The sequence below is a fragment of the Pseudonocardia sp. Ae505_Ps2 genome, from assembly GCF_001932425.1.
In the GTDB taxonomy this organism is placed as follows: domain Bacteria; phylum Actinomycetota; class Actinomycetes; order Mycobacteriales; family Pseudonocardiaceae; genus Pseudonocardia.
In genome coordinates, this window is record NZ_MCIP01000001.1 from 4,901,671 (window position 1) to 4,923,220 (window position 21,550).

The following is a 21,550-nucleotide window of genomic DNA, read 5'->3' on the forward strand; positions in this document are numbered from 1 at the left end:
GGCGGGCTCACCGCACCGGACATAGCGACCGCCCACCACCACGGGAGGACCACCAAGTGGCCAGCACCGACAGCTTCGGCGCCCGAGGACAGCTCGACGTCGGGGGCACCGGTTACGAGATCTTCCGGCTCTCCGCGGTGGAGGGCTCGAAGCGCCTGCCGTTCAGCCTGAAGGTCCTGCTCGAGAACCTGCTCCGCACCGAGGACGGTGCGAACGTCACGGCGGACCACATCAACGCCCTGGCGAACTGGGACCCGCAGGCCGACCCGGACACCGAGATCCAGTTCACCCCCGCCCGGGTGATCATGCAGGACTTCACCGGCGTGCCCTGCGTCGTCGACCTGGCGACCATGCGCGAGGCCGTGACCGAGATGGGCGGCGACCCGTCCAAGGTCAACCCGCTCGCACCGGCCGAGCTGGTCATCGACCACTCGGTGATGATCGACTTCTTCGGCACCGCCGACGCGTTCGAGCGCAACATCGAGTTCGAGTACGGCCGCAACAAGGAGCGCTACCAGTTCCTGCGGTGGGGCCAGGGCGCCTTCGACGAGTTCAAGGTCGTCCCGCCCGGCACCGGCATCGTGCACCAGGTCAACATCGAGAACCTGGCGCGCGTGGTCATGCCGCGCAACGGACAGGCCTACCCCGACACCCTGGTCGGCACCGACTCCCACACCACGATGGTCAACGGCCTGGGCGTGCTGGGCTGGGGCGTCGGCGGCATCGAGGCCGAGGCCGCGATGCTCGGCCAGCCGGTCTCGATGCTCATCCCCCAGGTGCTCGGCTTCAAGCTGACCGGCGAGATCCCGACCGGCGTGACCGCCACCGACGTGGTGCTGACGATCACCGAGATGCTGCGCCGCCAGGGCGTCGTCGGCAAGTTCGTCGAGTTCTACGGCGCCGGCGTCGGCGCGGTGCCGCTGGCCAACCGCGCCACCATCGGCAACATGAGCCCGGAGTTCGGCTCGACCGCGGCGATCTTCCCGATCGACGAGGAGACCGTCCGCTACCTGAAGCTGACCGGCCGGTCCGCCGAGCAGATCGCGCTGGTCGAGGCCTACGCCAAGGAGCAGGGCCTCTGGCACGACCCGGACCACGAGCCGGTCTACTCCCAGACCCTGGAGCTCGACCTGTCGACGGTCGTCCCGTCGATCGCCGGCCCGAAGCGCCCGCAGGACCGCATCGAGCTGACCGACGCCAAGCCGGCGTTCCGCAAGACCGTGCACGACTACACCGACGACGGCGTGGCCCCGAGCCCGCTCGCCGGCGTCGACGAGTCGTCGAACGAGTCCTTCCCGGCCAGCGACGCCCCCGCGCTCTCCTTCGCCGACGACGACGCCGCGCCGATCATCATGTCGGCGGCCGACGGCTGCGAGGGCCGCCCGTCCAAGCCGGTCACGGTGAAGTCCGAGACGCGTGGCGAGTTCGTGCTCGACCACGGCGCCGTCGTGATCGCCTCGATCACCTCGTGCACCAACACCTCGAACCCGAGCGTCATGCTCGGTGCCGCGCTGCTGGCGCGCAACGCCGTCGAGAAGGGCCTGACCACCAAGCCGTGGGTCAAGACCTCGATGGCCCCGGGCAGCCAGGTCGTGACCGACTACTACGAGAAGGCCGGCCTCTGGCCCTACCTCGACAAGCTCGGCTACAACCTGGTCGGCTACGGCTGCACCACCTGCATCGGCAACTCCGGCCCGCTGCCGGAGGAGATCTCGGCCGCGGTCAACGACAACGACCTCACCGTCGTCTCGGTGCTCTCGGGCAACCGGAACTTCGAGGGCCGGATCAACCCCGACGTCAAGATGAACTACCTGGCGTCCCCGCCGCTGGTCATCGCCTACGCGCTGGCCGGGACGATGGACTTCGACTTCGAGACCCAGCCCCTGGGGCAGGACTCCGAGGGCAACGACGTCTTCCTCCGCGACATCTGGCCCTCGACCGAGGACATCAACGACGTCGTGGACTCCTCGATCACCTCGGAGATGTTCACCAAGAGCTACTCCGACGTGTTCCGCGGCGACGACCGCTGGCGCGCGCTGCCCACCCCCGAGGGCAAGGTCTTCGAGTGGGACCAGAAGTCCACCTACGTCCGCAAGCCCCCGTACTTCGAGGGCATGAAGGGCGAGCCGGACCCGGTCACCGACATCTCCGGCGCCCGCGTGCTCGCGCTGCTCGGCGACTCGGTCACCACCGACCACATCTCGCCGGCCGGTGCGATCAAGCCGGGCACCCCGGCCGCGGAGTACCTGGACTCCCACGGCGTCGAGAAGAAGGACTACAACTCCTTCGGCTCGCGGCGCGGCAACCACGAGGTGATGATCCGCGGCACGTTCGCGAACATCCGGCTGCGCAACCAGCTGCTCGACGACGTCTCGGGCGGCTACACCCGCGACTTCACCCAGGACGGCGGACCGCAGGCGTTCATCTACGACGCCGCGCAGAACTACGCCGCGGCCGGCACCCCGCTGGTCATCCTCGGCGGCAAGGAGTACGGCTCCGGCTCGTCGCGTGACTGGGCGGCCAAGGGCACCGCGCTGCTGGGCGTGCGCGCCGTCATCGTCGAGTCCTTCGAGCGGATCCACCGCTCGAACCTGATCGGCATGGGCGTGATCCCGCTGCAGTTCCCCGAGGGCGAGTCGGCGAAGAGCCTCGGGCTCGACGGCACCGAGACCTTCGACATCGCGGGCGTCACCGAGCTGAACGACGGGAAGACCCCGAAGTCGGTGCACGTGACCGCGACCAAGGGGTCCGGCGAGACCGTCGAGTTCGACGCGAAGGTCCGCATCGACACCCCCGGTGAGGCGGACTACTACCGCAACGGCGGCATCCTGCAGTACGTCCTGCGAGGCATGCTGAAGAGCTGACGCGCGCAGCACCCACCACCACACGGAGCCCGTCCCCTCGCCGAGGGGGCGGGCTCCGTCGGTGCTGCCGGACGGGACTGCGGGCCGGGGCTGCGGGCTGGGACTGCACTCCCGGCGCGTGCCTACGGACGGGCCCCCAGGTCGTGGGAGATGCGCCGGGCGGCGTCGGCGGCGGCGCGGCCGTGGTCGTCGAAGACGTCCTCGGTCATCCGCACCGTCGGACCGGACACCGACAGCGCCCCGACCGGTTGCCCGTCGGGACCGAGGAGGGGGGCGCCGACCGCGGCGATGCCGTCGGAGAGCCCCTCGGGGTTGACCGACCATCCGCGCTCGCGGACCTCCGCGATCCGGGCCCGCAGCCGGTCGGGGTCGACGACGGTGCGCCGGGTGGACGCCTCCAGCGGACCGGCGAGGTAGTCCTCGACCTCCGCCGGGGTGCACGCGGCGAGGTAGGCCTGCCCGGTGGCCGAGGCGTGCAGCGGGATGCGGTGACCCAGCGGCAGGAACGCGCGCAGCCGGTGCGCGGTGTCCAGCCGTTCGAGCAGGACCAGCTCGCGACCGTCCGGGGCCGCCAGGTGCACGGTCTCCCCCGTCGTGAGCTGCAGCTCGTGCAGGACCGGGAGCGCCACCGCGCGCAGGCCACCGGCGTCGCGGGCCTGGTTGCCGACCGCGAACGCCCGGTAGGTGAGCCGCCAGCGGGCGGTGTCGTCGCTGACGCACCAGCCGACCTCGGCGAGGGTGTGCAGGATCCGCTGCACGGTGGACTTCGGCAGCGCGACGGTGCGGGCGAGGTCGGACAGCCCGACGGGCTGACGCTCCCCCACCGCCTCCAGGACGCGGACCGCGGAGACGACGCTGGTGGTCGGAGCCATGAGCGGTGTTGACCTCCCCCGTTCGGGCGACCTAGTGTCCGCCCCAGACGGTCCACTCTACGAACCACTGTGCCACCTGATGGACCGATACGACAAGCGCGTACCAACGGGGGTAGGCATGGCGGTGCAGACGGTGCAGGTCGTCACGCTGGTGGTGTTCGCGGCGGTCTTCGTGATCGCCGAGGTCCGCCGGTCCCACATCGGGATCGTCATGTTCGCGGCCGCCGCGGGCATGGGCGTGCTCGTCGCGGGCCTGCCGCTCGACGACGTCGTCGCGGGCTTCCCCGTCGACATCCTCGTCCTGCTGGTCGGGGTGACGTTCTTCTTCGGGATCGCGAAGGCCAACGGCACCATCGGCCGGCTCGTCGACCGGGCCCTGGTCGTGGTCGGTGACCGGACCGGGGCGCTGCCGCTGACGTTCTTCGTGCTCACCGGCGTGGTGTCGGCGATGGGCTCGCCCCTGGGCGGTCTGGTCATGGCACCGATCGGGATGACCGTGGCCCACCGGCGCGGGATCGACCCGATGCTGATGGCGCTGGCCATCGGGACCGGGCTGTCGGCGGGCGGGTTCGCACCGACGTCGCTGTTCGGGATCGTCACCTGGGGCACGGCGTCGGCGGCGGGCATCGCGCTCGCCCCGCTGACCCTGTTCGCGGTCGCGATCGTCGCGAACCTGGTGCTGCTGGCCGCGTCCTACCTGATGTTCTCCGCCCGCAGCCGGGTCCCGGTCGCCGCTGGCGGCGGGCCCCAGGAGCCCGGAGACACCGAGCCGCCGGCGCGCGAGCCGTTCACCGCGACGCACCGGATCACCGTCGTCGCGATGCTCGGCCTGGTCGCGGCGATCGTCGTGCTGGCGCTGCTCGACGCCGAGCCCGACGTCGGAGTGCTCGCCTTCGTCTTCGGCGCGGTGCTGACCCTGATCGACCCGGACAGCGGTCGCGGTGCCCTGAAGGAGATCGACTGGTCCACCGTGCTGCTGGTCGGCGGCATCATCACCTACGTGGGCGTGCTCCAGGAGATCGGCTCGGTCGACCTGCTGGGCGACCTCGCCGCGAGCCTCACCGTCCCGCTGCTCGCAGCGCTGGTGATCTGCGCGGTGTGCGGGCTGGTGTCGGCGTTCGCCTCGACCACCGGCATCCTCGCCGCGCTGGTGCCGCTGGCGATCCCGCTCGTGCAGCAGGGCGGGCTCCCGGGCTGGGCGCTGATCTGCGCGCTCGGGGTCTGCTCGTCCATCGTGGACGTGTCGCCCTTCTCGACGGTGGGTGCGACGCTGGTCGCCACCACCGTCGACGAGCAGGAACGCCCCCGCATGACTGCACTGCTGACCCGCTGGGGCCTGTCGATGGTCGTGATCGGCCCGTTGGCCTTGGTCGGCGCCCTCGTACTGCCGGCCATGGCCGCGTGAGAAGGAGATCCTCGTGTTCCTCACCTCCCTGACCGAGCCGCGGGACCTGGAGCGGGCCGTCACCGTCGGCGACGACGTGCTCTCCCGCTCCGAGCTCGTCGACCGGGGCGGACGCGTCGCCGCCGGGATCCCCGACGACGGCCCGGTCGCGGTGCACGCCACCGCCTCGATCGACACCGTCGTCGCGATCACCGGCGCGATCATGGCCGGGGTGCCGGTCGTGCCGGTCCCCCCGGACTCGGGGCCGGCCGAGCGTGGGCACATCCTGACCGACTCCGGCGCCACCGCCTGGGCGGGACCGCGGCCCGACGGCGTCGACCTGCCGGTCGTCGTCCCCGGCGCACGACCGCTCACCCCGCGCGCGGTCGACCCGGCCGCCACCGCGATGCTGCTCTACACCTCCGGCACCACCGGCCGCCCCAAGGGCGCGCAGCTGTCCGGGGCCGCGATCGCCGCCGGGCTGGACGCCCTGTTCGAGGTGTGGGACTGGACCCCCGAGGACACCGTCGCCCACGGTCTGCCCCTGTTCCACGTGCACGGCCTCATCCTCGGGGTGCTCGGTTCGCTGCGCCTCGGGTCGCGGGTGGTGCACACGGTCAAGCCGCAGCCCGCCCGCTACGCCGCGGTCGACGCCTCGATGTACTTCGGCGTCCCCACGGTCTGGAACCGGATCGTCGACGAGCCCGACGCCGCCCGTGCCCTGGGCCGGGCCCGGCTCCTCGTCTCGGGCAGCGCCCCGCTGCCCGCCTCGCTGTTCGACCGGATCGCCGGCCTGACCGGGCAGGCGCCGGTCGAGCGCTACGGCATGACCGAGACCATGATCACCCTGTCCGCGCACGCCTCCGGGGAGCGTCGCGCCGGATGGGTCGGCCTCCCCGTCCCTGGCGCCCAGACCCGGCTGCTGCCCGCCTCCGACGACGCCCCCGCCACCGTCCCCGACGACGGCGAGACCGTCGGCCGGCTCGAGGTCCGCGGCCCCATGCTGTTCGACGGCTACCTGAACCGCCCCGACGCGAACGACGAGTGCTGGGCCGGCGAGGGCTGGTTCCGCACCGGGGACCTCGCCGTCCGCGACCCGGGCGGGTTCCACCGCATCGTCGGCCGCGAGTCCACCGACCTGATCAAGTCGGGCGGCTACCGGATCGGCTCCGGGGAGATCGAGGCCGTGCTGCTCGACTACCCGGGCGTCGCCGAGGTGGCCGTGGTCGGCGCCCCCGACCCCGACCTCGGCCAGAAGATCGTCGCCTACGTCGTCGGCGACTCGCGTGACGGGCAGGCGCTGATCGACCACGTCGCCGGGCAGCTGTCCTGGCACAAGCGTCCCCGCGAGGTCGTGTTCGTCGACGCCCTGCCCCGCAACGCGATGGGCAAGGTCCAGAAGAAGCTGCTCGGCGCCTGACCCGGGTCCCCGGATCGGGCGCGTCCGCGGGCGCTCCCGGCCGGCCGGGCCTAGGTTGCTGACCATGCCCGGTGCGCACTCACCCTCGGAGGACCGCGGCGACGACCGCGGGGTCTCGGTCAACCCCGTCTTCGCGGCCGAGCCGGTGGACATCCCCCGGTTCCGGATGCCCGACTCGGGCCTGCACCCCGAGATCGCCTACCAGGTCGTGCACGACGAGCTGATGCTCGACGGGAACGCCCGGCTGAACCTGGCCACGTTCGTCACGACGTGGGCGGAGCCCCAGGCCGAGCGGCTGATGGCCGAGTCCTTCGACAAGAACATGATCGACAAGGACGAGTACCCGCGGACCGCGGACCTGGAGCAGCGGTGCGTGCGGATGCTCGCCGACCTGTGGCACGCCCCCGACCCGGGACGGGCCGTCGGCTGCTCGACGACGGGCTCGTCGGAGGCGTGCATGCTCGGGGGGCTGGCGCTCAAGCGGCGCTGGCAGCACCGGCGCAGGGCGGCAGGCCTCCCGACGGACCGGCCGAACATCGTGATGGGCGTGAACGTCCAGATCTGCTGGGACAAGTTCGCGAACTACTGGGACGTGGAGCCGCGGCTGGTCCCGATGGAGGGCGACCGGCTGCACCTGGGGGCCGACGAGGCCGTCGCGCTGTGCGACGAGAACACCATCGGCGTCGTCGCGATCCTGGGGTCCACCTTCGACGGCAGCTACGAGCCCGTCGCCGAGATCTGCGCCGCGCTCGACGACCTGCAGTCCCGCACCGGGCTGGACGTCCCGGTGCACGTCGACGGCGCGTCGGGAGCGATGATCGCGCCGTTCTGCGACCCCGACCTGGAGTGGGACTTCCGGCTGCCCCGGGTGGCGTCGATCAACACCTCCGGCCACAAGTACGGCCTGGTGCATCCGGGCGTCGGGTGGGCGGTGTGGCGCGACACCGACGCGCTGCCCGAGGACCTGGTGTTCCGGGTGAACTACCTGGGCGGGGACATGCCGACGTTCGCCCTGAACTTCTCCCGCCCCGGCGGGCAGGTCATCGCCCAGTACTACAACTTCCTGCGGCTCGGCCGCGAGGGCTACGCGCGGGTCCAGAGCACCTGCCGGGAGATCGCCACCGGGCTGGCCGGGCGGATCGCCGACACGGGCGCGTTCCGGCTGCTCACCGACGGCTCGCAGCTGCCCGTGTTCGCGTTCACCGTCGCCGACGGCGAACCGTTCTCGGTGTTCGACGTGTCGGCGGGTCTGCGCGAGACGGGATGGCTGGTCCCGGCGTACACGTTCCCGCAGAACCGGGAGGACCTGGCGGCGCTGCGGATCGTGGTGCGCAACGGGTTCAGCCACGACCTGGCCGCGCTGCTGCTCGACGACCTGGCGCGGCTGCTGGAGCGGCTGCGCCGCCAGGCCGGTCCCGTCCGCGGGAGCGAGGCCGCGGGCTTCGCCCACGGGACGTGAGCCGGTCCCGGCGGGACACCCGCACCGCGTACCTGCTGCTGGCGCCCAGCCTGCTGGGTGTGGTGCTGTTCCTGCTGGTCCCGGTGCTGATCGTGGTGGGGCTGGCGCTGTTCCGGTGGGACCTGGTCGGGCCGCGGACGTTCGTCGGGCTGGACAACGTCGTCGCCGTCGCCACCGACGGCCGGTTCACCCGGTCCCTGCTGGTGACGGCGTTCTTCGTGCTCATCGTCATCCCGGTGCAGACCGCCCTCGGTCTGGCGGCGGCGCTGCTGCTGGACCGCGGTCTGCCGGGGACCACGGTGTTCCGGGTGATCTTCGTGCTGCCGTGGATCTGCGCGCCGCTGGCGCTGGGCGTGGTGTGGCGGTGGATCCTGTCCCCCACCGACGGCGCGCTCAACGCGCTGCTGGGGATCCGCGTCGAGTGGCTGGCCGACCCTGCGCTGGCGCTGCCGTCGGTCGCGGCGGTGACCGCCTGGACCCAGGTCGGCTACGTCGCCCTGTTCTTCCTGGCCGGGCTGCGCGCCATCCCGGACACGATCGTCGAGGCGGCCCGGCTCGACGGGGCATCGGCGTGGCAGCTGCTGTGGCGGATCCGGCTGCCGCTGCTGCGGCCGACGCTGTTCTTCGTGCTGGTCACCGGCGTGATCTCCAGCTTCCAGGTGTTCGACTCGGTGTACGCGCTCACGCCGAACGGCGGCCCGCAGGGTGTCACCGACGTCGTCGCGGGGCGGATCTACTACGAGGCGTTCGAGAACCGCGCGGTCGGGCAGGCCGCGGTGATGGCGGTGGTGTTGTTCGTGATCCTGGTGGTGGTGACCGTGGCCCAGCAGCGGTGGTTCAGCCGTCGCACGACCTACGAGCTCGACACGTGAGGCGCGGCAGACTCGTCGACGCGGCCGTGCTGGTCGCGCTGCTGGTGGGCGCGGTGGTGACGCTGGCGCCGTTCGTGCTGAGCGTGATGACCGCGCTGAAGACGACCCGGCAGTTCGCGGCGACGCCGGTGCTGGCACCGCCGGCCCCGCCGACGGTCGAGAACATCGTGACCCTGTTCGGCCGCGACTACGACTTCGTGACCCCGATCGCGGTGACCGCGCAGGTGGTGGTCGTGGTCCTGGTGGGGCAGCTGCTGTTCTCGGTGCTCGCGGCGTACGCGTTCGCCCGCCTGGAGTTCCCGGGTCGCGACGCGTTGTTCTGGGTGTACCTGGGGACGCTGATGGTGCCGCAGGCGGTGACGGTGATCCCGCTGTACCTGATGATGACCGAGGTGGGGCTGCGGAACACCTTCTGGGCGCTGGTGCTGCCCTACGTCCTCGGGTCGCCGTTCGCGATCTTCCTGCTGCGCGAGCACTTCCGGACCATCCCGCAGGACCTGATCGACGCCGCCCGGCTCGACGGTGCCGGGACGGTCGGGATCCTGCGGCACGTCGTCGTGCCGGTGAGCCGGCCGATCCTCACGACGCTGGCGGTGATCACCGTGGTGACGCACTGGAACAACTTCCTGTGGCCGCTGGTCATCACCTCCGGCCGGACCTGGCAGGTGATGACGGTGGCGACCGCCGGGCTGCAGACCCAGTACAACGGGAACTGGCCGATCGTGATGGCGGCGACGACGGTCGCGATCGTCCCGCTGATCGCGCTGTTCCTGGTGTTCCAGCGCAGCGTCGTCCGCTCGATCACGATCACGGGGTTCCGGTGAGGCGCCGCCTGGGCGCCGCGCTGGTGCTGGTCGCGGCGCTGGTGCTGACGGCCTGCTCCCCCGCGTCGCAGTTCGACGACGATGCCGACGGCGTCACCACGGTGACGCTGCGGTTGTGGGACACCCAGGTCGCGGCGGCCTACCGGCGCTCGTTCGACGCGTTCACCGCGGCCAACCCCGACATCCGGGTCGAGCTGGTGCAGGTCCCGTTCAAGGACTACTTCACCTCGCTGCCCCTCGACGTGGCCTCGGGTACCGCGACCGACATCTACTGGGTCAACTCGTCCAACTTCGGGGCGCTCGCCGACGCCGGAAGGCTGATCGACGTCGGGTCGGCGCTGGCCGACCAGCGCGCCGGCTGGGTGCCGGCCGCCGCGGACCAGTACACCCGCGGCGGCACTCTGTGGGGTGTCCCGGTGGTGACCGACGGCCGGATCGCGCTGTTCTACAACAAGGACCTGGTCCGCGCGGCCGGGGTCGACCCGACGACGCTGCGGTGGGATCCGACCGACCCGGCCCGCGACACCCTGCTCCCGGCCGCGCGGAGGCTGACCGCCGACGCCACCGGACGGACCGCGGACCAGCCCGGGTTCGACCCGCGCACGGTGCGCCGGTACGGCTTCAACGCGGCCCGGGACCTGCAGGCGATCTACGTGAACTTCCTCGCCTCCGCGGGCGGCCGGTTGCAGGCCCCCGACGAGACCTTCGACTTCGCCACGCCCGCGGGTGAGCAGGCGTTCGGCTACCTGGTGAACATGATCAACACCGAGCGGGTGGCGCCGTCCGCGGCCGACACGAACCAGAACCCGGACTTCAGCCGCGACCAGTTCTTGCGGGGCCGGATCGCACTGTTCCAGAGCGGCACCTACAACCTCGCCAACATCGCCGAGGGCGCGACCTTCGACTGGGGGATCGCGCCGATGGTCGAGGGCCCGCGCGGCCGGGTCAGCGTGGTGTCGAGCATCGTGGCCGCCGGCAACGCCGACAGCCCGCGGCGTCCGGAGATCCTGCGGGTGCTGCGCTGGCTGGGATCGCCGGAGGGTGCCGCCCCGGTCGGCGACAGCGGCGCCGGGCTGCCCGCGGTGACCGCGGCCCAGCGGGGCTGGTTCGACTACTGGGCGCGCCGCGGCGTCGACACCCGGGAGTTCGTCGCGGACGGCCCGACGACCCCGGCACCGTCGGGGCCGAAGGTGGGCGCGGCGACGACGGCGATGGAGCCCACGCTCGACGACCTGTTCGCCGGGCGGCTGCCCGTCGCCGCGGGGCTGCGGCGGGCGCAGGACATCGGCAACGCCGCGCTGCGCTGATAGCGTGTCCGGTGCGCCCCCGATGGGCCCAGCCGGAAGGAGTTCTCGCCAGTCCCGCACGGGCCCGCGGGCGCAGCTCCTTCACCCAGGTCGTTCGCGTGGTCCCCACTGTCGTCGGGAGACCCGTATGACCTGCACGTTCAACCACATGATCGTCGCCGCCCGGGACCGGGTGGCCTCCGCCGAGTTCTACCGGCACGTCCTGGAGGCGGCGCAGGCGCCGTCCTGGGGGGCCGTTCACCAACGTCGCCCTCGACGGCGGCGTCCTCGTCCAGTTCGCCGACCTGCCCACCGACGTCTACCCGCAGATCCAGCCCCAGCACTACGCGTTCCTCGTCGACGACGCGCTGTTCGACCGCGCGTACGCCCGGCTCGTCGAGGCGGGCGCCGAGCACTGGGCCGACCCGCAGCGCACCCGCCCCGGCGAGATCAACCACGGGCACGGCGGGCGCGGGGTGTACTTCCTCGACCCGGCCGGTCACTTCCTCGAGATGATCACCCAACCGTATGTGTGACGTCGCCGCGGCCCGGCGCTGGCTCGACGCCGCCCGGCCCGATCCCGGCCGTGCCCCGGACTGGATGGTGCCGTTGCTGCGCGGGCTGGAGCACGCCGGGCCGCGGGACATCAGCAGGAACGACCTGCCCGCCGACCACGTCGGACCCCGGCAGTCGGCCGTGCTGGTGCTGCTCGGGCAGGGCCCCGACGGCCCGGAGGTCGTGCTCCAGCGGCGGGCCCGACGGCTGCGCCACCACTCCGGCGAGATCTCCTTCCCCGGGGGCCGTGCGGACCCGGGCGACACCGATCCCGCGGCCACCGCGCTGCGGGAGGCGACCGAGGAGACCGGGCTGGAGCCGTCCGGTGTGGACGTCGTCGCGACGCTGCCGCGGCTGATCCTGCTGACCGGGTTCCACGTGACCGCGGTACTGGGGCACTGGCGGACGCCGACCCGGCTGCACGCGGTCGACCCGGCCGAGACCGAGGCGGTGCTGCAGGTGCCGTTGGTGGTGCTCGCCGACCCGGCGCACCGGTTCCGGCTCCGGGCCGGGGGCGGGGCCTGGCGGGGCCCCGGTTTCCGGGTGGGCGAGGACGTGGTGTGGGGGTTCACCGCCGAGGTGCTCGACGCGGTGCTGCGCCTGGGCGGGTGGGAGCGGCCGTGGCCGCCCGGCCCGGAGCTGGACTGGGAGTCGTTGTGAGCACCAGCAGCGGCGCGGCCAGCAGGGCCAGTGCCGCGGCCGTCCATATCGGACCGATCGGCCCGGCCGCCGCGAATGCCGCGCCACCCAGCAGCGGGCCGAGGGTCGCTCCGGCGTTCAGCGACGCGGTGGCGACGGCGCCGCCGAGGGTCGGTGCCTCGCGGGCGGCCGTCAGCGCCCGGGCGACGAGCGTCGACGCGACCGCGAAACCCAGCGCGCCCAGCAGCCCGACCAGGGCGAGCACCGCCACCGGGTGCGTGGCACCGAGCGCGAGCGCGGTCCAGGCCACCGGCAGCGCGCTACCCGCGCCGAGCAGCAGCGGGCGGGCGCGGGTGTCGGCGAACCTGCCCGCGATGCCCACCCCTGTGGCGGCGCCGGACCCGAACAGCAGCAGCCCGACGGGCACCGCCGGTGGGCCGCCCGCCTCGGCCAGCAGCGGCGCCAGGTAGGTGTACGCGGCGAACGTCGAGCCGTTCACCAGGGCACCGAGCGCCAGCGCCCCGACGACCGCGCCCCGGCGCAGGACCGTCAGCTCGGCGCGCAGGCCGGGCGCCGGTGCCCGCCCGCCGTCGCCGGTGGGGACGCCGGCGACGACCCCGGCCAGCGCGACGGCGGCCACCGCCGCGACCACCCAGAACGTCGCACGCCAGCCGAACGCCTGTCCCACCAGTGCGCCGGCCGGGACACCGGCGACGAGGGCGACGGTCGTGCCGGACAGCAGGGTCGCGGTCGCGCGGGCCGTACGCTCCGGCGGCGCCGCCGCGACCGCGACCGACAGGGCGACGGCGAGGAACCCGGCGGTGCACAGCGCGGCGAGCACCCGGGTGACCAGCAGGATCCCCAGGCCGGGGGTCAGCGCCCCGGCGACGTGCGCGGCGACGAAGGCGGCCAGGAACCCGCACAGTGCGAGCCGCGGCGGCAGCCGGCGTGCGGCCAGCGCTGTGAGCGGGGCGCCGAGGACCATCCCCACGGCGAACGCCGAGGTCAGGGACCCGGCGGCGAGCGGGGTGACGCCGAGGTCGGCGGCGATGTCCGGGACGAGCCCGGCGAGCATGAACTCCGTGGTGGCCAGCGCGGTGACGGCGCAGGCGAGGACGACGAGCAGCACGGTGGAACTCCGTGGGTGACGGGGTCGGGAACGGACATCGGTCCGGCCGCGTCACCGGGTGCGGGCAGGGGAGGTCGCCGCCACCGGTGGGACCGGTGGCTACCGCGTGTTCGACTCCGGACTGCCCACGGCCGTCACCGTAGCCGTCGCGCTCCCCCGGCGCCCGCCGTTTCCCCGTCCCCGGCGGTTCACCAGCTGATGCGGTCGAAGAGCTCCCGCAGCCGCGCCGCCCGCGCCGGGCGTCCGTGACCCACCCACGCGATCCGCCCCAGCAGGTGCTCGCGGAACACCGGGTGCCCGGCCCGGTTCTGCGCGTCGGGGCCGGTGCGGGCGGCGTTGTGCAGGATCGCGCGCAACTCGTCGTGGTCGCGGCGCGAGGCGGCCGGGGCGTCGCCGTTGACGACCAGGCCCACGACGCGCTGCCGATGGTGCGCGGGCATGATCCGGGTCTTGTCCGGGCGGACGCGGAAGCCCTCCTCCGCGGCGATCGCCGCCACCCGCCGCGTCAGACCGTGCACCGGCAGCGCGGCGTCGCCGGAGAACACCAGGTCGTCGGCGTAGCGGCCGTAGGCGGCGCCGACCGCGGTCGCCAGGCCGCTCAGCCGCCGGTCCAGTCCGTAGGTGAGCAGGTTGGCCACCGTCGGCGACGACGGCGCGCCCTGGGGCAGGTGCGGTGCGGCGAGGCGGTCGAGCATCCGTCGTCGCGCGGCGGGATCGCCGCGGTGCGGGCAGGCGCGCAGCACCCCGGGCGGGGTGGCGGTCACGAGCAGGCCGGCGATGGTGGCGGCGACGGCGGGCGGGTAGCCCGCGACCCGCAGCAGTCCGGCGACCCGGCCGCCGGTCACGTGGGAGTAGAAGCCCTCAAGGTCCAGGCGCAGCACCATCGGCCGGGCCCGGTGCTCCGCGGCGAGGGTGTGCGGGCTCCGCCCCCGGACGTGGCCGTGCGCGGCCGGGTGCACCGGGATCCGGTCGAGCACCCTCCGCCGGATCCGGCGCTGCAGCTCGGCGAGCCGCGGGGCGGGTGCCTCGATCAGCCGGGGTGTCCCGGAGCGCGACGGTGTCCAGTGCCGCCGGTAGTGGGTCAGCGGCCCCTCGGGGGCGTGCCGCAGCCAGCCGCCGGGGTCGGCGAACCAGGCGAGCTCGCCGTCGTCGAGGTGCAGGGCGGTGGCCAGGGCGGACAGATCCGCCCAGCGGGGCACCGGCAGGCGCCACACCGGGTCGGGCTGCTCGACCCGGCGATGTCGGCGCGGCCCCGCCAGCAGCGCGACGACCTCGGCCTCGACACCGGCCGAGGAATCGCGCGGGGCTCGGCGCCGCCGGGCGACGAGCGCGCCCACGACGCCCGCCAGCTCCTCGGGTCCCGACCAGCCACCGAGCCCGGCGAGCCGCTCGGTCAGCGGGTCCGTGCCCCACGGCCCGGCGCAGGCGGCCGCGGCGACCGCCGCCGGGTGCGGTGCCATCAGCGGCCCCGCACCCTCGAGCGGTCCCGCACCGCGGGATCGGACGGTACGGCGGGGCCGCAACGCTGGGTGATGCGGCGGCGGGGGTCGACCGGTGTTCTCCGTCCGCCGCGCGCCGCGGGCAGCGCTGTCGTGCCGTCCGCGCGCGGGACGCCGTGCTGCATCGTGCCGGTGCACCCCGGGGTTGCCCCGGAGTCGCGGGCCCCGGCCGGAACCGGGGCGGCCGCCTGCTCGTCCGTCCGCCGCCGCATCGGCGACGACGCTACCGGGTGCGGCACGCCGCGGCAGCTCACGCGCGGCCGACACCGGCTCTGCCCGGGGAGAACGACCACGCCCACGGTGGAGGCGATAGGTACCCGTTCTACGCTCGGCTCCCCAGGGAGGAGAGCACGATGACCGCATCCGCTCACCGCGAGATCGACCTGCCGTTCGACGTCCTCGACGGCTTCACCCACCACATGGTCGACGTCGACGGGGTGACGCTGCACGCCGTCGACGGTGGCGTCCCGGAGGCACCCGCGGTGGTGCTCCTGGCCGGCGTGCCGCAGACCTGGTGGGCCTGGCACCGGGTCATGCCCGCCCTCGCCGCGACCCACCGGGTCGTGGCCCTGGACCTTCCCGGGCAGGGGCACTCCGACCGGCCCGCCGACGGCTACGACACCCTCAGCGTGGCGCGCCTCGTGCGGCGGGCCGTCGAGCTCCTCGGGGTCGGCGAGCACTGGCTCGTCGCCCACGACGTCGGGGCATGGGTCGCCACCACCTACGCCCTCGACACCCCGGCCGCGTCCGGCGGACCCGAGCTGCTCGGTCTGGCACTGCTCGACGCCGGGATCCCCGGCGTCAGCCTGCCCACCAGCGTGGCCCTCGACCCCGCGAGCGCCTACAAGCTCGCGCACTTCGCCTTCCACCTCGTGCCCGATCTCCCCGAGACGCTCATCAGCGGGCACGAGCGGGAGTACGTGGCCTGGTTCCTGACCCAAAAGGCCGCGGCGCCCGACGTGTTCTCCGATGCCGAGATCGACCGGTACGCACGCCTGTTCGCCGCGGCGGACGGGGTGCGGGCGATCCTCGCCTACTACCGGTCCGTGCCGGAGTCGGCGAGTCGCAACCGCGAGCTCGCGGCCGCCCGGAAGATCGATGTGCCGGTGTCGGCGATCTCCAGCGACCAGGGCTCGATCCCCGACATGGCGGCGGCCGTCCGACCCCTCGTCGGCGACGCGGTCGACGTCCTCGACGTCCGGGTGGTCGGTGCCGGCCACTTCATCCCGGAGGAGGCTCCCGACCAGGTCGTCCGGGCGATCGAGGAGCTCGTCGCCCGCAGCCGGCCCTGACCCGCTCCGCAGCGGGCGGCGGCCCCGCTGCCGGGTTCCGGTTCCGGGTTCCGGGGGCGGAGACCCCCGGTCATCGGTCGGCCCTCGCCCTCGGGACCCGCCCCGCAGGCGGCCGGCGCAAGTGCCTGATCCGCCTTGACACCGGCGCACCACCCGGGTTGTGTCGGCTCCGCAGGCTCGCACGGGGCGACCGGCAGAGGTGGGGTCGGCGAGACGACAGCACCGTCCGGCCGCGGGTGCGGGTGGTAGCGCCCAGCACGAGGGAGGACCGCATGTTCGTCGCCGTCCGGCGCCGCCACGTGGACTTCGTGCGGACCTCGGGGGCGTGCTGTCGGGGCTGACCACAGCCCGTCTCCCGACCGCACGACCGAAGGATCCTCATGCCCGCCACATCCCGCGGTGCCCTGGTGCCCACCACCGGTACCGACCGGCCGACGCGGCCCGCCCCCACGCCGACGGGTGCCGTCCCCCCGGCGTCCGGCGCCGGTGCCTCCTCCCGCATCCGGCCCCACGGGATCCGGAGGTCGCGGTGAGCGCCCGTCCACCCCGCATGCTCCGCACGGTGACCGGAGCGGGCGGCGTCGCGGAGACCTACGACCTCGCCCTGGACCCCGAGCGGTCCACCCTGGACACCGCGGTACGGGTCGCCGAGCTCGCCGAGGCCGCCCGGATCGACGCCCTGTTCACCGCGGACCTGCTCCGCTTCGGCGCCCAGGGCGCGATCGGGTCGCAGGAGCCGCTCGTGTTCGTGTCCGCGCTGAGCCAGGTGACCTCGCGCATCGGGCTCATCGCGACGGTCTCCACGACGTTCCACCACCCGTACAACCTGGCCCGACTGTTCGGCACGCTCGACCACGTGTCGAACGGGCGGGCGGCCTGGAACCTGGTCACGTCGTCGCTCGGCGAGGAGAATTTCGGACCCGGTGGGCTGCCCGACCCCGAGGACCGGTACGCCCGCGCCGCCGAGACCCTCGAGGTCGTCAACGCGCTGTGGGACAGCTGGGACGCCGACGCGCTCACCCGGGGGCCGGACGGGCGGGCGGTGCTGCACCCCGAGCGGGTGCACCCGATCGACCACGCCGGCCGGTTCTTCGACGTGGCGGGCCCGCTCAACATCCCCCCGCTGCCGCAGGGGCGCCCGGTACAGATGCAGGCCGGGCAGTCCGAGGCGGGCCGGGCGCTCGGCGCGCGCTACGCCGAGGTGGTCTTCACCTCGCTGCCCACCCTGGACATCGCCCTGGACTTCACCCGCGCGATCCGTGCCGAGGCCGGCAGGCTCGGGCGGCCCGGCGGGCTCCCCCTGATCTTCAGCTCCTTCCACGCCACCTACGGCGCCACCGAGGAGGAGGCCCTGCGGACGGTGCGCGACCGGCGGGAGGCGATCGACTTCGACCGCGGCCGCGCGCAGGTGGCCGACATGCTCGGGGGGATCGAGCCCACCGCGCTGGCCGAGCTGCCGCTCGACGTGCCGATCCCGGAGTCCCTGCTGCCCGACATCCGGTCGGTGCACCGTCGCCGCGGGCGGGGCGACATCTTCGCCCGCTACGTCCGGGAGGGATACACCCTGCGCGAGCTGGTGATCGCGGCACAGGACACCGGGCACTGGGCCGCGGCGGGCACCCCCGAACAGCTCGCCGACGCCGTCGAGGAGCGGTTCCGGGCCGGCGTCCTCGACGTCATCTCGCTGCAGGGGCTGGCCGACCCCCGGCAGCACGAGTTCGTCGTGGACGGCCTGCTCCACGAGCTGCGCCGCCGCGGGATCGTCGCCGACGACTACACCGGCACGACCCTGCGCGAGAACCTCGGTCTGCCCCTTCCCGGCCCACGGGCACTCCCGCGGATCGCTCCGACGGGATGAGACCGGACGCGTGCCGGGTACGCCGGGCGTGCCCGGCGACGCGGGGCACGCACAACCTCCGGGAGCCCCTCGGGCACGGTCACACCCGACGCGCGGCGACGGCCCGTATCGTCACCCGCCGTGAGTGCCGTGTCGTCCGGCCAGCCGTCCGAGCAGCCGTCCGAGCAGCCGTCCGGCCAGCCGTCGGGACAGTCGCCCGGCCGGCCGTCCCGGGCCACCCCGGTCGTCGCCGGCGCCGCCGCCGTGCTGCTGGTCGCCCAGCAGGTGCCGGGTCTGGTCTTCCGGCACGGGACAGCGGTGCCAGTACTGCCGGTCGGGCTGTGGCGAGCCTGGCTGCCACTGATCCTCGCGGGTCTGGCGCTGCTCTCGGTCTCGGCGCTGTGGGCGCGCCGGCACCCGGGGGCGACGGCCACCGCGGGCCGCGTCGCCGGGCTGCTGCTCGCGCTGGGTCCGGCGACGCTGCTCGCCTACCGCGGGCGTCTGGTGGACCCGCTGGCCGTCTACACCCTGGGGCTCGACCCGTCGGAGCGGGCGTGGCCGGTGGTCGACCTCGTCCTGGGCACCCTGCTGGCGCTGACGCTGGTCGTCTGCCTGCTCAGGACCGGTGCAGCGGGTCGATCCACGGCACGTGCTCGGGCTGCTCGACCCCGGTGATGTCGAGGTTCACCACGACCGGCTCCTGACCGGAGCGGGTCAGCACGCACTCCAGCGGCTCGTCGTCGAGGGCGTTGATCTCCTGGTGCGGCACCCACGGCGGCACGAAGATGAACCCGCCCGGCCCGGCCTCGGCGGTGAACTCCAGGTGCTCGCCCCACTTCATGCGGGCCCGGCCGCGCACGACGTAGATGACGCTCTCCAGCTCCCCGTGGTGGTGCGCCGCGGTGCGGGCGCCGGGGTGGATGGTCACCGTGCCCGCCCACAACCGCTGCGCGCCGACCCGGTCCCCGGTGACGGCGGCGGCGCGGTGCATGCCGGGGGTCTGCGGGGTGTTGTCGTCGAGCATGTCGCCGGGGATGACCCGGACGCCGTCGTGGCGCCAGTCGGTGCTCATGCACCCGACCCTAGCCGCGGCCGGCCCGGAACCGGAACGACCGCGCACCCAGCTCGGTCTCCGGCCGTGCGAGCCCGGCCGCGCCGAGCCGCCGCGGCAGTGTCGCCGGGTCGACCGCGGTCAGGGTGTCCCCGATGTGGACCGCCCGGAACCGCAGCGACATCCGGGAGTCGATCCCGGCGAACGTCCCACCGGGACGCAGCACCCGTGCGGCCTCGGCGAAGAGCCGGTCCTGCTCCCCCGGTGTCGGGACGTGGTGGAGCATCGTGAAGCAGACGACGGCGTCGAAGCTCCCGTCCGGGAACGGCAGGGCGGCGCCGTCGCCGTGCCGGACGTCGACCCCGAGCTCGTCCCCGAGGTCGTCACGCAGGTCGGCCGCCAGCACGGGGTCGACCTCCAGCGCGGTCAGTGCCCCGGATCGCGGCGCGAGCCAGCGGGTGGTGACGCCGTAGCCGGGGCCGATCTCCAGGACCTCACCGGTGAGGTCGACGTCGCGGGTGGCCCAGGGCAGCGTCGTCCCGTGCATCCGGTCGGACCAGGAGTCGGAGCGGCAGATCCGCCGGTGCAGCACGTTCATCGCCATGGCCGCGACGCTAGGCGCGGGTAGCGGTGGCCGGGAGCCGCTAGGCTGCCGGATCGTGTCGCGTTCCGGCCTGCCCGCGCACGTCCCCGACGTGCCGGGCGCCGCGGTGCTGGTCTCCCGCATCCCGCTCGAGCGCGGGCACGCGTTCGCCGAGCACACCCACCCGGCCCATCAGCTCGCCTGGGCGGCCGCCGGGGTCCTGCGGGTCACCGTCGCCGACACCAGCTGGGTCCTCGGCCCCGGACGGGCGCTGTGGCTGCCGGCCGGGGTCCCGCACGTCACGGCCGCCACCGAGACGGCGGCGATGCGCGGGATCTACCTGTGGCCCGGCCGCTGCCCGATCGACTGGCCCGCGCCGTGCGTGCTCGCGGTCGAACCGCTGGTGGCGGCCCTGCTGGAACACCTGGCCGGGCCGGGGCCCGCGACGCCCGAGCGGTCCCGCGCCGAGGCGGTGCTGTTCGACCGGCTCCGCCCGGCCCGCGACGCCGGCGGCCCCGGCGCGGCGGTCCGGCTCGTCCTGCCCACCGACCCGCGAGCCCGCCGGGTCGCCCTGGCCCTGCTCGACGATCCCGCCGACGACCGCGACACCGCCGCGTGGGGCCGGGCCGTGGGAGCGGGTGAACGCACCCTGTCCCGGCTGTTCCGCGCCGAGACCGGGGTGGGCCCCGGCCGGTGGCGGACGCTGCTGCGGATGCGCGTCGCACTGGAGCAGCTGGCCGCGGGCCGCCCGGTCGGCGTGGTTGCCCGGCACGTCGGCTACGCGACGCCCTCGGCGTTCGTCGCGGCGTTCCGCCGGGAGACCGGGACCACGCCGTCGGCGGTGCTGCGCCCGGCCGGCGCAGCACCGCCCGGGCTCAGGCGGCGGTGAACAGGGTCAGCGCGAACCGCGCGTCGGGGTCGACCCAGCGGCGCGTCGTCGCGAACCCGGCCGCGGCGGCGAACGCGTCGACCGTCGCCGGGGTGAACTTCGCCGAGATCTCGGTGGCGAGCTCCTCCCCCGCGACGAACGCGACGTCGAGGTCGAGGTCGGCGATCCGGACCCGCATGTCGCGGGTGGCGCGCAACCGCATCTCGATCCACGAGTTCTCCGCGTCCCACACCGCGACGTGGTCGAACGCGTCGACGTCGAAGGTCGCGCCGAGCTCGCGGTTGAGCACGCGCAGCACGTTGCGGTTGAACTCCGCGGTGACCCCGGCCGCGTCGTCGTAGGCGGGGACCATCACGGCCGGGTCGGTGGCCAGGCCGGTGCCGAGCAGCAGCTGCTCACCGGGCCGCAGCACCGAGCGGACGTGTCGCAGGAAGTCGTGGCGCGGGCCGGGCATGAGGTTGCCGATGGTGCCGCCGAGGAAGGCGATCATCCGCTTCCCGCCCGGCTCGGCACCGGGCAGCCGGTCCAGGTCACGGGTGAAGTCGCCGACCACGCCGTGCAACTCCAGCTCTGGGTAGTCCCGGTGGAGCTCGTCGATGGCGCCGCGCAGGGCGGACTCGCTGACGTCCTGCGGGACGTAGCGGCGCAGCGTCCCGGCACGGGCGAACGCGTCGAGCAGCAGCCGGGTCTTGGTCGAGGACCCCGACCCCAGCTCGACGACGGTGTCGGCGCCCGAGGAGCGGGCGATGTCGTCCACGGAGTCGGCGAGCAGGGCCCGCTCGGTGCGGAAGGGGTAGTACTCGGGCAGCTCGGTGATCCGCTCGAACAGCTCGGATCCCCGGGCGTCGTAGAACCACTTCGGCGGCAGTTCCTTCGGCGACGCGGCGAGCCCGCGCGTCACGTCGGACCGCAGCGCGGTGTCGGCATCGGATTCGGTGAGGTGGACGTCCAGCTGAATGGCGCCGGGAGTGCTCACGGAGCTCCTAGTACTGCAACGGCAGTTGATCAGCTCGGGGGTCGTTCGCCGCGTCGGCGGTAGTGGCAGTCGCGGGCCTGTTGTTGGCGTTCACGGCGCCAGGTCGACCAGTGCATGAC

The 21,550-nt window shown here is 74.0% G+C and carries 18 protein-coding genes and 1 pseudogene; 13 read left to right on the forward strand and 6 right to left on the reverse strand.

Annotated elements, in window-relative coordinates; all coding sequences use genetic code 11:
• Positions 1 to 56: 56 nt before the first annotated feature.
• Positions 57 to 2,864: an aconitate hydratase gene (locus tag Ae505Ps2_RS22985; RefSeq protein ID WP_075333469.1), complete on the forward strand. Its 2,808-nt coding sequence runs from the start codon at positions 57 to 59 to the stop codon at positions 2,862 to 2,864.
• A 122-nt stretch (positions 2,865 to 2,986) separates the two neighbouring features.
• Here Ae505Ps2_RS22985 and Ae505Ps2_RS22990 read toward each other — a convergent pair whose 3' ends face one another.
• Positions 2,987 to 3,736 (reverse strand): IclR family transcriptional regulator, encoded by a 750-nt coding sequence (locus Ae505Ps2_RS22990; protein WP_075306188.1) that lies wholly within the window; start codon positions 3,734 to 3,736, stop codon positions 2,987 to 2,989.
• 118 nt (positions 3,737 to 3,854) lie between these two features.
• On the opposite strand from Ae505Ps2_RS22990, the gene Ae505Ps2_RS22995 reads away from it, so the two are divergent.
• The 8 genes and pseudogenes from Ae505Ps2_RS22995 to Ae505Ps2_RS23030 all read left to right on the forward strand — a co-directional run bounded on the left by Ae505Ps2_RS22995 (position 3,855) and on the right by Ae505Ps2_RS23030 (position 12,196).
• On the forward strand, positions 3,855 to 5,141 hold the full coding sequence (locus tag Ae505Ps2_RS22995; protein ID WP_075306186.1) for an SLC13 family permease: 1,287 nt from the start codon (positions 3,855 to 3,857) through the stop codon (positions 5,139 to 5,141).
• Between the two features lie 13 nt (positions 5,142 to 5,154).
• Positions 5,155 to 6,540: an acyl-CoA synthetase gene (locus tag Ae505Ps2_RS23000; RefSeq protein WP_212567662.1), complete on the forward strand. Its 1,386-nt coding sequence runs from the start codon at positions 5,155 to 5,157 to the stop codon at positions 6,538 to 6,540.
• Between the two features lie 64 nt (positions 6,541 to 6,604).
• Positions 6,605 to 7,999 carry a glutamate decarboxylase gene (locus Ae505Ps2_RS23005; protein WP_020623779.1) on the forward strand — a complete coding sequence of 465 codons (1,395 nt, stop codon included), beginning with the start codon at positions 6,605 to 6,607 and terminating at the stop codon, positions 7,997 to 7,999.
• Complete coding sequence (locus tag Ae505Ps2_RS23010) at positions 7,996 to 8,871, forward strand: sugar ABC transporter permease (RefSeq protein ID WP_075306181.1); 876 nt, start codon at positions 7,996 to 7,998, stop codon at positions 8,869 to 8,871. The genes Ae505Ps2_RS23005 and Ae505Ps2_RS23010 overlap by 4 nt, the downstream gene beginning before the upstream one ends.
• A complete protein-coding gene (locus Ae505Ps2_RS23015; protein ID WP_020623777.1) occupies positions 8,868 to 9,695 on the forward strand; it encodes a carbohydrate ABC transporter permease in 828 nt (275 codons plus the stop codon). The genes Ae505Ps2_RS23010 and Ae505Ps2_RS23015 overlap by 4 nt, the downstream gene beginning before the upstream one ends.
• On the forward strand, positions 9,692 to 11,002 hold the full coding sequence (locus Ae505Ps2_RS23020; RefSeq protein ID WP_075306179.1) for a sugar ABC transporter substrate-binding protein: 1,311 nt from the start codon (positions 9,692 to 9,694) through the stop codon (positions 11,000 to 11,002). The genes Ae505Ps2_RS23015 and Ae505Ps2_RS23020 overlap by 4 nt, the downstream gene beginning before the upstream one ends.
• A gap of 127 nt (positions 11,003 to 11,129) precedes the next feature.
• Positions 11,130 to 11,517: pseudogene (locus tag Ae505Ps2_RS33660) on the forward strand (VOC family protein).
• The gene (locus tag Ae505Ps2_RS23030) at positions 11,510 to 12,196 is read left to right on the forward strand and encodes a CoA pyrophosphatase (protein ID WP_075306175.1); all 687 of its coding nucleotides are present in this window, start codon (positions 11,510 to 11,512) and stop codon (positions 12,194 to 12,196) included. Before Ae505Ps2_RS33660 ends, Ae505Ps2_RS23030 begins: the two are co-directional and overlap by 8 nt.
• On the opposite strand, the gene Ae505Ps2_RS23035 is transcribed toward Ae505Ps2_RS23030, so the two are convergent.
• On the reverse strand, positions 12,105 to 13,304 hold the full coding sequence (locus tag Ae505Ps2_RS23035; RefSeq protein ID WP_075306173.1) for an MFS transporter: 1,200 nt from the start codon (positions 13,302 to 13,304) through the stop codon (positions 12,105 to 12,107). The genes Ae505Ps2_RS23030 and Ae505Ps2_RS23035 overlap by 92 nt on opposite strands.
• A gap of 188 nt (positions 13,305 to 13,492) precedes the next feature.
• Positions 13,493 to 14,764: a reverse transcriptase family protein gene (locus tag Ae505Ps2_RS23040; RefSeq protein ID WP_083695958.1), complete on the reverse strand. Its 1,272-nt coding sequence runs from the start codon at positions 14,762 to 14,764 to the stop codon at positions 13,493 to 13,495.
• Positions 14,765 to 15,156: 392 nt separating this feature from the next.
• Here Ae505Ps2_RS23040 and Ae505Ps2_RS23045 point away from each other — a divergent pair, with 392 nt between their 5' ends.
• From Ae505Ps2_RS23045 to Ae505Ps2_RS23055, 3 genes are all read left to right on the forward strand, one after another.
• Positions 15,157 to 16,095 (forward strand): alpha/beta hydrolase, encoded by a 939-nt coding sequence (locus Ae505Ps2_RS23045; RefSeq protein WP_075306171.1) that lies wholly within the window; start codon positions 15,157 to 15,159, stop codon positions 16,093 to 16,095.
• Between the two features lie 562 nt (positions 16,096 to 16,657).
• Complete coding sequence (locus Ae505Ps2_RS23050; protein WP_249265329.1) at positions 16,658 to 17,953, forward strand: NtaA/DmoA family FMN-dependent monooxygenase; 1,296 nt, start codon at positions 16,658 to 16,660, stop codon at positions 17,951 to 17,953.
• Between the two features lie 120 nt (positions 17,954 to 18,073).
• Positions 18,074 to 18,607, forward strand: a complete 534-nt coding sequence (locus Ae505Ps2_RS23055; protein WP_139318708.1) for a hypothetical protein — start codon at positions 18,074 to 18,076, stop codon at positions 18,605 to 18,607.
• On the opposite strand, the gene Ae505Ps2_RS23060 is transcribed toward Ae505Ps2_RS23055, so the two are convergent.
• Together Ae505Ps2_RS23060 and Ae505Ps2_RS34055 are read right to left on the reverse strand one after the other, a co-directional pair.
• A complete protein-coding gene (locus Ae505Ps2_RS23060) occupies positions 18,549 to 19,004 on the reverse strand; it encodes a cupin domain-containing protein (RefSeq protein WP_075553979.1) in 456 nt (151 codons plus the stop codon). The two genes, Ae505Ps2_RS23055 and Ae505Ps2_RS23060, sit on opposite strands and share 59 nt — an antisense overlap.
• 10 nt (positions 19,005 to 19,014) lie before the next feature.
• Positions 19,015 to 19,587 (reverse strand): class I SAM-dependent methyltransferase, encoded by a 573-nt coding sequence (locus Ae505Ps2_RS34055; RefSeq protein ID WP_075306165.1) that lies wholly within the window; start codon positions 19,585 to 19,587, stop codon positions 19,015 to 19,017.
• 55 nt (positions 19,588 to 19,642) lie between these two features.
• On the opposite strand from Ae505Ps2_RS34055, the gene Ae505Ps2_RS23070 reads away from it, so the two are divergent.
• Positions 19,643 to 20,455 carry a helix-turn-helix transcriptional regulator gene (locus Ae505Ps2_RS23070; RefSeq protein WP_075306163.1) on the forward strand — a complete coding sequence of 271 codons (813 nt, stop codon included), beginning with the start codon at positions 19,643 to 19,645 and terminating at the stop codon, positions 20,453 to 20,455.
• Here Ae505Ps2_RS23070 and egtD read toward each other — a convergent pair.
• The gene (gene egtD, locus Ae505Ps2_RS23075) at positions 20,442 to 21,413 is read right to left on the reverse strand and encodes an L-histidine N(alpha)-methyltransferase (RefSeq protein ID WP_075334266.1); all 972 of its coding nucleotides are present in this window, start codon (positions 21,411 to 21,413) and stop codon (positions 20,442 to 20,444) included. The two genes, Ae505Ps2_RS23070 and egtD, sit on opposite strands and share 14 nt — an antisense overlap.
• Positions 21,414 to 21,550 lie beyond the last annotated feature (137 nt).